We start from the raw sequence: 10,072 nt of genomic DNA on the forward strand, positions 1-10,072 counted from the left end.
TGTATTTGGTCATAAAAACACCCCAAAGGTTGTCTAACTTTTGGGGTGCGGTTCAAAAACTTGAGCATTTTTTTATTATTTGGCTTGGCTTAGCATATAATCCACTGCCGCATAGACTTCAGCTTCACTGACATCGCCTGTTGCCTGCGCTGGCATACTGCGAATCCCTTTGGCAGAATGTTGATACAGCACTTCCACGCCCTGCTTCGCTCTGATTGCCCAGTTTTCTTTATCGCCAAGCTTCGGTGCATTCAGTAGTCCCGCTTCATGGCAGACATGGCAGGTGGTCTCATAGCGTTTTTTACCGACTTCAAGTGATGCAGGCTTGACCAGTTCTGTCTTGGTAGTGTCTGCAGCAGCCGTGGTAGCTTCTACAGGCTTCTTGGCATCCGCCGTATCAGTCGCTGCCGCTTGCAACTCATTGTTGGATGTCTCTTTTTTGGTGCTAGACGCTTGCTCTACCGGTGTCGTCGTTGCTTGTGTAGCAGTCTGCTGTACCGCAGGTTTGGCAGGTGCGGTTTCTGCCTTTTTTTCTTCGCCGCACGCCATCAAAGCAAGGCTTGCACACAGCAGAACAATCGGATAACGCAATTTCATAAAATCCCCTTATGGATGTATGGTTTTATTCATTATACGCCGATAATCAACGCTTAGCAACATTGGTGCAATAAAAAACCCCGAAATCACTTTCGGGGCTTATGGTAAAAACCAATCAGAAATTAGTATTTACGAGTTGTGCGAACTTGCTCGCGATATACTTTTTTCTTGTAGCGTTTAACAGCAGCAGCTTTTTTGCGCTTACGCTCTTGGGTTGGTTTTTCGAAAAATTCTTTTTTACGAACATCAGCCAAAACGCCTGCTTTTTCGCACGCACGCTTGAAGCGACGGATTGCGATATCTACTGGTTCGTTCTCTTTTACCTTAACTGAAGGCATGGGTTTCTCCTATCAAGACGGTGGCATCAGCTTGGCTGTATTTATATTATATAGCACCATCGGTCTTGGGCGATGGACATCAGCTCAAACTGGAAATATCTGTAGCAACCACTGCCACAGACCGTGCTATCGCACAAAATTAGTCGCTCATTATACCAAAGATTCCGCCCTTGAGCAAGATTTTTACCCAAAATTTCTGTTAAGTTGTGACATTTTGCAAGAAAATTTAACACCGATGATAATCATCCGTTTATTTATGGCAAAAATGTGGCATAATATAAGGATGTAAACCCTGCCCTGTGGCGAAATTGATTGTTATTGGAGATTGTATGAAAGCCTATGCCATCCTACCCCTAGTTGCTGCTATCGCCCTAAGCGCCTGTGGCAAAAAAAAAGAAGAGCATGTTTATGCTGTCGATAAGCTGGCTGAAGCGCAAGCAGCCGCTATGGAAAAAGCACCAAAAGCTGAGCCAATGAAATTTGACGACGAAGGTCAGCCAAAGTTCGGCTTCCCAGCTGATGGCTCTGCGCCTGCCGCTGCTACTGATGCAAATGCAGCAACCGCACCTGCTGCCGATGCTGCTGCAACTGATACCAAAGCTGACGCTGCCGCACCTGCAGCCACCGATGCTGCGCCAGCTGCTGATGCCGCTGCCAAGCCTGAAGAAGCCAAAAAATAATTTTACTTCAAAAAAAATCGCTCCAATCAACTGGAGCGATTTTTTTATTTTACTCGTTTAATAACCAAGCAATCAGTTCGTGTAAGCAGTTACAGCACCCAATGCTCAAGCACAAATTCAATCACAAGCTTGGCAAGAAAGCCAAAAAAGCCCATGCCAAGTGCGACAAAAATCCAAAAAGTCCCCTGCTTGCCTGCATCAGACTTCTTGGAAATATCCCACATAATAAAAAATAAAAACCCAATAAAGATAGGCAATAAAATATAAAGCCCCAAATCGGTGATGGTGTCAGCCGATACCATGAATGCAGTAGAAAACATCGCCAAATTCCCAATCTAGTCAATTCAAAACGCCTTATTATAGCACAAAAACCACATCAGCGATGGTAGTTTGCAACCTTGATAAAAATTTCTAACACAAAATGCAACATAAGATTAAAAAGCAAGCAATACATTTATGCTAATAGTTTGCTATAATAGTCAGTAGGTATTTGAATTTTAACTAATTAAGGAACCATCAATGGCGAGCCGACCTGTCAAACCCACAGCTGTCTATAAGACCGACAAAACTGGTTGTGGGCTGCTTAGCATTGCAGTAACGGCAGCTTGCTTGCTTATCATCATCGCCGTGGCGGTGTTCGCCTATTTTTCGCCATTGTTTGACAGTTTTCGCAGTCAAGAGACTGCACCTACCGCCGTCGAAGCCCCTGTTGAGCCAATCAAAGACCCAAATGCACCGATTGAATATGAGTTTTATGAAGTGCTGCCAGAGCAAGAATTTCGTAGCACACCTGAAGGCTTGGGTGCATCCACTCAAAGTACTGAACCATCAGCGGTGACACCAGACACCACCGTGACCGCCAAGCCAGGCGTGGAACCCAAAGCCGATACACCTGCCGATGCTGATAGCACTGATAAATCTAACAAGGCCGACAAAGCCACTAAAGCCGATGACAGCGTGAGCATCACCGAAGAGAGCGCAGTCTATGATGAGCCTGCAAATAATGGCACATCATCAAATACCGCCGACACCAAAGCAGACACGACCTATATTCTACAAATCCGCAGCTACACCACCGCCGATGAAGCGGATGTCAAGCGCGCCGAAGTGCTGATGGCTGGTGTTGATGCCGTCGTCGTCAAACGCACCGACAGCGCTAAGGGTACGCATTTTTATCAAGTGGTTTCAACCCCGATGAAAAACCGTGAAGAAGCAAGCCAAGCGAGCACTCGCCTGCGTAATAACGGCATTGATTCACTTATCGTCGAACAAAAACGCTGATTTTATTGACTGATTTATTAAAATATTTATTAACAAGCAAATCAAGGACTTATCATGACTGACACCATCAAAACCCAAATCGATACGCTTGACGCTCTAAGCGACACCATGCACAAGGCCGAAAAGAAACGCACCCTTGAAGAACAAGTCGCCTACCTAAAAAGTCAAGGCATCGACCCATCCAAGACCTATGCCAACTGGGATGATGATAAAGAAGACGAATAATTACCAAGCTTTTAGCAAGCTTTGATTTAGTATCATAGTCATCAACAAAAAAGCTCAAAGTGCGATACTTTGAGCTTTTTTTGTACGGATGATGATTATTTGACCGGTACAAGCGATGTTGAACCATCAGCATTTACCACACGGCGATAAACAGTGCCTGCTGGCGTACTGGTGCTAACACTCGGCGCAGTCACACTTGGCGCAACGCTTGGTGTCGTGCTTTGGTAAACAGTAGGCTGACTGATGGTCTGATTGACAGCTTGGCTTGGCGATTGTGATGAAAAACTCGAACCCATCGGCGCACTTGGCTTTTGACCATTCATAATCAAGCGATGGAACTTCTGCCCTGCGCGGCCATCAGGGGTCACACCCATACGGCGCTGATAGTCCATGATGGCACGGCGAGTATTATCCCCGATGATGCCATCGACCGCACCGATGTCGTAGCCGGCATCGAGTAGCGCTTGCTGAATTTCTTTGGATTCACGGCGACCGATACCCGGGTCATCTGTCGGCCAAGGGGTGGCAAAGCTTGTGTTGGTGTTTTCGCTCGTGACCAAATCTGACAGATGTGCGATGGCAAGTGCGTAGCTTTCTGATGCATTATACGCATAAAAGGCATCGAAGTTTTTACCCACCAAGAACGCAGGGCCGTTTTTGCCCGCAGGTAGTAATAAGCCTGCTGATGCCATGTTATTTGGCAATGGACGACCATCAGGCAGGGTCAGACCCATATTTTGCCAATGGCTGATGGATTTTTTGTCACGGCGACCGCTTGAGCCGTCATAGCCATTTAGCTTGACTTCATAGCCCCATGGCTCGCCACTGCGATAGCCTTTTTTGGCAAGGAAATTAGCGGTACTCGCTAGCGCATCAGCTTTTGAATTGACCAAATCTTTACGGCCATCGCCATCAAAATCCACCGCCAATTCTAGGAATGTGCTTGGCATAAACTGCGTCTGACCAAATGCCCCCGCCCATGAGCCTGTCATGTCTTGTGGGCGGATGTCGCCATTTTGGACGATTTTTAGGGCATTGGCAAATTCACCACGAAAATAGCTCTGACGACGGTCAAAGCAAGACAAAGTCGCTAGGCTATCAAATAAGTTTTTCTTACCCAAAGTCTGCCCAAAATTACTCTCAACGCCCCACACGCCAAGCACGTGCTCTGCCTTGACACCATAACGGCTCTCAATACGGCGCAGGACTTCCGCCTGTTCACGCTTGGCACGGATACCATCTTCGACACGCTCGCTGTCCACGAGTGATGCCAGATAATCCCAAACATCTTTTTTAAATTCAGGTTGATAATTGAGCGAGCGAATCACCGTCGGGTCAGGCTGACTTGGGCGATAAGTTTCAAAGGTTTGGCTTGAGACGCCACGAAATGCACTGCTGTTTTTTAGTCCATCAAGGCATTGTTGAAATTCGCTGTTGCTTAGGTTTGGCAAATCATTTGCCATCGCCGTTTGACCAAATGCCAAACCGCTCACTGCCAGTGACAATACCGAAAGTGTCTTTTTCATAAAAAAAATCCTTAGGATGATAATCAGACTTACAAATAGCCTAAGCTTACCCAATTTTGCCTATGATTTCAAAATAAACTTGGCGTTTGCCGACAATTTCAACCATCAGGTAACAAATGCGTAACTTAAATCGCTTGTCAGACAACTAGATAATAAATTACCTACTAAGCTTGCCCTGACCACATTTGACAAGCCCAAAGTGCTTTGGCATAATCATGAAAACGCTTTCAATCATCCCCACGACAATCACAAACAAGGATTACTCATGACCACCCAACAACAAACCGCCATCGTCGATGATGTCATCACCGCTCGCCACTCAGTACGGGCATTTTTGGATACGCCCGTCGATACACAGACCATCAAAGATATTCTCACCGTGGCAAGCCGCGCACCATCAGGCGCGAACACACAGCCGTGGAAAGTCTATGTGGTGACAGGCGACAAGCGAACCCAGCTGATTGACAATATCTTTGCTGCCAAACAAGCCATCGCCGATGATCCAAGTCTTGCGGACAAATTCCAAGAAACTTTCCCCTACTATCCGACCGAATGGATCTCGCCATTCATCGATCGTCGCCGTGAAAATGGCTGGGGGCTGTACGGTTTACTTGGCATCCAAAAAGGCGATAAAGAAAAAATGGCAGCACAGCACGATCGCAACTTCAAGCTATTTGATGCGCCTGTTGGTCTGTTTTTCACCGTCAATAAAGTGATGGGCATCGGCTCAAAAATGGACATCGCCATGATGATGCAAAATGTGATGATCGCCGCCAAAGCTCGTGGGCTTGACACCTGCCCACAAGCGGCGTTTAACCATTTTCACCCTGTGGTGCTAAAGACGTTGGGCGCGGGTAGTGATGAAGAGCTTGTCTGTACTATTGCGCTTGGTTATGCCGATGAATCAGACATCGTCAATGGCTTTATCACGCCACGAGTGCCTGTTGATGAATTTGCGGTGTTTTTGGATTGATTTGGATAAATTCATCAAACTTTAAACACCGACTTTAAGCACTGACAAGCAAAAACCGTTCATTCAAGCGTGATTTGATATGAACGGTTTTTTGTTTTATTTCAATAAGTTAATTTAATAACTTACTTTAATAACTTGGCAAATGACGCTCGCAGTTTTGCCAATTTTGGTGGAATGGCAAAATTACAATACGGCTGTGTTGGGTTATTAGCAAAATAATTTTGGTGATAACTTTCGGCAGGATAAAACGCAGGTGCAGGCTCAAGGCGAGTGACCACAGGCACGCCATCAGTGATGAGTTTATTTATCATCTGCTCGGCGATGGCTTTATCAGTTTGATTATCATAAAAAATCACCGATGCATATTGCGTGCCGATGTCATTGCCTTGACGGTTTGGCGTCGTCGGATCATGGGTGGCAAAAAACACCGCCAAAATCTGCTCAAGGCTGATTAGCGTATCATCATAGACCACCTGCACGACTTCAACATGACCTGTCGTACCTGTGCAGACCGCTTGGTAATTGGCGGTATCAGCCGTGCCACCTGCATAGCCACTGACGACACTTTGCACGCCTTTTAATGCGCCAAACACCGATTCGGTGCACCAAAAACAGCCACCACCTAACAAGATTGAACGAATCATCATCACATCCTTAATTTCAATTTATCAAATCAATGCTATAATAAGCCCCATCTTGTCAGTCTATCATAAGCCTATGCCAAATACCAAGCACGACACCTTATTTACCACGCCACTGGACAAATCAGCCCGCTTTAGCTTTGATGAAGAAGTGGTGGCGTGCTTTCCGGATATGATTCGTCGTAGTGTACCCGGCTATGGGCAGATGCTTGCCATGTTGCCGATTTTGGCTCGCCGTCATTGTCTATTTCGCCAAAATAGTGGCGATGGCAAAAAGGTCAGCCGTGTGTATGATCTTGGCACATCACTTGGGGCAGTAAGCTTTGCTTTGGCGGATAAATTTGGCCCCGATGAGCTAGAAATCCACGCCATCGACATCTCAAAGCCGATGATCGACCGTGCCAAAAGTGTCGTTGGCGAGCATTATCCTAGCCATGACATTCGCTTTGAGCTTCACGACATCACACAGATGGATTTTGAGCCGTGCGATTTGATTGTGATTAATCTGACCTTACAATTTCTCAATCCTAATGCTCGCCTGGCCCTACTGCAAAAATGCCATGATGCGCTATCTGATGGCGGTATTTTGATCTTGACCGAAAAAACACATCTCACCGATGAGCAAGACGACGCTTGGCGAGTGGAACGCTATTATGATTTTAAGCGTGCCAATGGCTATAGCGAGATGGAAATCAGTGGCAAACGCAATGCACTTGAAAATGTACTCATCACCGACACGCTTGAGATGCACCATCATCGATTGCACCAAGCGGGTTTTGAGCGTAGCTTGACTTGGTTTATGTTTTTGAATTTCGCCTCGATTGTGGCGTTTAAATAGTTTTTATTGATTTGTTTATGAATACCATTGCCCGTACCGAAAAAGCCTTGTTTGACACCTTATTTGACCTTGCCCAGCATCATCCTGTAGCGTATGAATGGCTCAAACGCCTACCCGATTGGCTTGGCAGTATCAAAAATAAAGAGCGTTATGCACACGCCCCTTATTATGAATCTGTGATTAACAAAATTCCCCAAATTACGCCCAATCACATCGACCTAACTGCCAGCTGTATCACTGCCAATGTCAGCCTGTCTCACAGTGATTATCGCAAAGCTGAAGCGCTATTAAAGAATCTCATGCCGTGGCGTAAAGGTGGCTTTATCATCGGTGATGACACACATTCGATCCATATCGACACCGAATGGCGCAGTGATCTAAAATGGGACCGTGTCCTGCCACACATCAGCGATCTTAGTGGTAAGCGAGTGCTGGATGTCGGTGGTGGCTCGGGTTATCACGGCTTTCGCATGGTAGGTGCAGGCGCAAGTAGCGTGGTGGTGATTGATCCATCGTGTTTGTTTTATCATCAGTTTATGGCGATACGGCATTTTTTGGGCGAGATGACGAACCGCTACAATCAGTCGCCGATTCACTTTATCCCTGTCGGTTTAGAAGAATTGCCAACTGGTGCGCTGTTTCATACCGTGTTTTGTATGGGGGTGCTATATCATCGGGCATCACCGTTTGATTGTTTATTACAATTAAAAAATCAACTTCTCAAGGGTGGTGAATTGGTACTTGAGACTTTGGTCATTGATGGCAATGAAAATACGGTGCTCGTACCAAAAGACCGCTATGCGATGATGAATAATGTGTATTTTCTGCCATCGGTGGCGGCACTGACTTTATGGCTCGAAAAAGCTGGCTTTGTTGATATCAAATGCGTCGATATCAGCACCACGACAAGTATCGAGCAGCGTGCGACCGATTGGATGACTTATCACTCATTGGCGGATTTTCTCGATCCTGATGATGATAGCAAAACCATCGAAGGCTATCCACGCCCTGTGCGTGCGGTGATGGTCGCCAAAAAACCATAACAAGCCATCAAAGACAGCGATACAAATGGGCATTTGTGCTAATTTTATACAATTTACTACAAACCATTTGCCCAAGCTTGATTATAATAAGCCAACCGTCATGCGTTTGGCTTATTTTTGTTTTTACCAAAGAGCTGAAAATCGGTGCATGACACATCATTTACAACAAAATCCAAAATTAAGGTGAAAATATGGCAGGTGGTAGCCTACTGATGCTACTTGATGACATCGCAACGATTCTTGACGATGTCTCAGTGATGACAAAAATGGCAGCAAAAAAGACCGCAGGGGTGCTCGGCGATGACCTAGCGCTGAACGCTCAGCAGGTAACAGGCGTGCGTGCCGATCGTGAGCTGTCGGTTGTGTGGGCAGTTGCCAAAGGCTCATTTGTCAATAAAGTCATCCTAGTGCCAGCAGCGCTACTGATTAGTGCAGTCGCGGCGTGGTTGATTACGCCGCTGTTGATGCTCGGTGGCGCGTTTCTATGCTATGAAGGCGCTGAAAAAGTGGTGCATAAATTCGCCCCAAATCTGCTACCGCATGAGCTTGATGATGACGAAGCTCACCATGATCGCTTGGTCGCCAATGCTGATGAGCAGGTGGATCTGGTCGCCCTTGAAAAAGACAAAATCCGCGGTGCAATCCGCACGGACTTTATCCTATCTGCCGAAATCGTGGTGATTTCGCTCGGTGTGATGACCGCAGCGACACTTGCGACCAAAGCGGCGGCACTGACTGCGATTGCGATTTTGATGACTGTCGGTGTCTATGGCTTGGTGGGTCTGATTGTCAAGCTAGACGATATGGGCGTGCATCTACTCAATAAACCAAGCGCATCATCACAGGCGATGGGTCGTGCCCTGCTTGCCTTTGCACCCAAGCTGATGAAATTCTTGTCAATCGCTGGGACACTTGCGATGTTCTTGGTCGGTGGCGGTATCTTGGTGCATGGCATCGGTATTTTGCACCATCAAGCGCAGGATTTGGCAGCACTATCAGGTATCATCGGCGGTCTGGCTGAAACTGCCTATAATGGTGCAGTTGGTCTGATTGCAGGCTTAATTATCCTTGCTGTAGTGATTGTGGCGAAGAAGATGTTTGGCAAGAAGCATTGATTCTAAAGAGAAAAAATCCCTAGGTTATAAAACTTAGGGATTGCCTGCAATAAATTACTTATCTTTAGATAGCAATAGATAAACTTTACAAGGATTTTTTTATGGCAGACAAAACCTCATGCGTTGCTTTATTTATCGATGCTGAAAATTAGGGGCGGGACAAGCGGGTTTTATTATCGAAAGCGCAAAAGGTCTTGGCAATGTTTTTATTCGTCGTATTTATGCCGACTGGGCAAATCCTGCCGTGCAGCCTTGGCGCAAACCCATTCAAAAGCATGCTTTAGCACCCATTCAGCAATTTAACTATGTCTCAGGAAAAAACACCACCGATATTGCTCTCATGCTGGATGTCATGGAGTTGGTGTTTAATAAACAAATTGACACGGTTGTTCTAGCAAGTAGTGATAGCGACTTTACCGCATTAATCATCAAATTACGAGCTCTTGGGGTTTATACCATTGGTATTGGTAAAGATAACAGTCATAAAACCTTAGTTAATGCATGCGATGAGTTTATTTTTCCACCCGAGACTACGCCCAAAACCGATATTACCAAACCTTCTGTGCAACAGCCATCACTCATCATTGATCAGATTATTAATGCCAATCAACCCTTATCCCTTTCTGAACTTGGAACACATCTACACAATCAAGGTCTTAAGCCTAAGCAATCTGGCCACTCAACATTATCTGACTGGGTTTCTAGTCTGCAAAAATATGAGATTTATCAAGATAAGTCGGTAGCTTACATTAGAAAATGGGGTCTAATAGACAAAATTCATGATGAAACCCCACTCAAACCCTGATACCATATAG

13 protein-coding genes are annotated in these 10,072 nt (G+C 45.8%); 8 read left to right on the forward strand and 5 right to left on the reverse strand.

Going from position 1 to position 10,072, the window contains the following annotated elements:
• Positions 1 to 75 precede the first annotated feature (75 nt).
• Positions 76 to 597 (reverse strand): c-type cytochrome, encoded by a 522-nt coding sequence (locus Q0N89_RS09125; RefSeq protein ID WP_294035660.1) that lies wholly within the window; start codon positions 595 to 597, stop codon positions 76 to 78.
• 122 nt (positions 598 to 719) lie between these two features.
• Positions 720 to 935, reverse strand: a complete 216-nt coding sequence (gene rpsU / locus Q0N89_RS09130) for a 30S ribosomal protein S21 (protein WP_078254635.1) — start codon at positions 933 to 935, stop codon at positions 720 to 722.
• Between the two features lie 329 nt (positions 936 to 1,264).
• Between rpsU and Q0N89_RS09135 the strand changes: the two genes are divergently transcribed.
• On the forward strand, positions 1,265 to 1,615 hold the full coding sequence (locus Q0N89_RS09135; RefSeq protein ID WP_294035662.1) for a hypothetical protein: 351 nt from the start codon (positions 1,265 to 1,267) through the stop codon (positions 1,613 to 1,615).
• 89 nt (positions 1,616 to 1,704) lie between these two features.
• Here the strand turns inward: Q0N89_RS09135 and Q0N89_RS09140 are convergent, their stop codons facing one another.
• Positions 1,705 to 1,941 (reverse strand): DUF2788 domain-containing protein, encoded by a 237-nt coding sequence (locus Q0N89_RS09140; protein WP_294035663.1) that lies wholly within the window; start codon positions 1,939 to 1,941, stop codon positions 1,705 to 1,707.
• 193 nt (positions 1,942 to 2,134) lie between these two features.
• Here Q0N89_RS09140 and Q0N89_RS09145 point away from each other — a divergent pair, with 193 nt between their 5' ends.
• Positions 2,135 to 2,896 (forward strand): SPOR domain-containing protein, encoded by a 762-nt coding sequence (locus Q0N89_RS09145; RefSeq protein WP_294035665.1) that lies wholly within the window; start codon positions 2,135 to 2,137, stop codon positions 2,894 to 2,896.
• A 54-nt stretch (positions 2,897 to 2,950) separates the two neighbouring features.
• Positions 2,951 to 3,121, forward strand: a complete 171-nt coding sequence (locus tag Q0N89_RS09150) for a hypothetical protein (protein WP_294035667.1) — start codon at positions 2,951 to 2,953, stop codon at positions 3,119 to 3,121.
• A 95-nt stretch (positions 3,122 to 3,216) separates the two neighbouring features.
• Here Q0N89_RS09150 and Q0N89_RS09155 read toward each other — a convergent pair whose 3' ends face one another.
• Positions 3,217 to 4,647: a lytic murein transglycosylase gene (locus Q0N89_RS09155; protein WP_294035669.1), complete on the reverse strand. Its 1,431-nt coding sequence runs from the start codon at positions 4,645 to 4,647 to the stop codon at positions 3,217 to 3,219.
• A 265-nt stretch (positions 4,648 to 4,912) separates the two neighbouring features.
• On the opposite strand from Q0N89_RS09155, the gene Q0N89_RS09160 reads away from it, so the two are divergent.
• Positions 4,913 to 5,620 (forward strand): nitroreductase, encoded by a 708-nt coding sequence (locus Q0N89_RS09160; RefSeq protein WP_294035671.1) that lies wholly within the window; start codon positions 4,913 to 4,915, stop codon positions 5,618 to 5,620.
• Positions 5,621 to 5,742: 122 nt separating this feature from the next.
• On the opposite strand, the gene msrA is transcribed toward Q0N89_RS09160, so the two are convergent.
• On the reverse strand, positions 5,743 to 6,261 hold the full coding sequence (gene msrA / locus Q0N89_RS09165) for a peptide-methionine (S)-S-oxide reductase MsrA (protein WP_294035679.1): 519 nt from the start codon (positions 6,259 to 6,261) through the stop codon (positions 5,743 to 5,745).
• A gap of 76 nt (positions 6,262 to 6,337) precedes the next feature.
• Between msrA and cmoA the strand changes: the two genes are divergently transcribed.
• The 4 genes from cmoA to Q0N89_RS09185 all read left to right on the forward strand — a co-directional run bounded on the left by cmoA (position 6,338) and on the right by Q0N89_RS09185 (position 10,062).
• Positions 6,338 to 7,099: a carboxy-S-adenosyl-L-methionine synthase CmoA gene (gene cmoA / locus Q0N89_RS09170; RefSeq protein WP_294035673.1), complete on the forward strand. Its 762-nt coding sequence runs from the start codon at positions 6,338 to 6,340 to the stop codon at positions 7,097 to 7,099.
• A gap of 17 nt (positions 7,100 to 7,116) precedes the next feature.
• On the forward strand, positions 7,117 to 8,142 hold the full coding sequence (gene cmoB / locus Q0N89_RS09175) for a tRNA 5-methoxyuridine(34)/uridine 5-oxyacetic acid(34) synthase CmoB (RefSeq protein ID WP_294035675.1): 1,026 nt from the start codon (positions 7,117 to 7,119) through the stop codon (positions 8,140 to 8,142).
• A 191-nt stretch (positions 8,143 to 8,333) separates the two neighbouring features.
• Positions 8,334 to 9,257: a DUF808 domain-containing protein gene (locus Q0N89_RS09180; protein WP_294035677.1), complete on the forward strand. Its 924-nt coding sequence runs from the start codon at positions 8,334 to 8,336 to the stop codon at positions 9,255 to 9,257.
• 175 nt (positions 9,258 to 9,432) lie between these two features.
• Entirely contained in the window at positions 9,433 to 10,062 is a 630-nt protein-coding gene (locus tag Q0N89_RS09185) for an NYN domain-containing protein (protein ID WP_294035681.1), read from the forward strand.
• Positions 10,063 to 10,072: the final 10 nt, after the last annotated feature.

Source organism: uncultured Moraxella sp., assembly GCF_945873075.1.
GTDB lineage: Bacteria > Pseudomonadota > Gammaproteobacteria > Pseudomonadales > Moraxellaceae > Moraxella.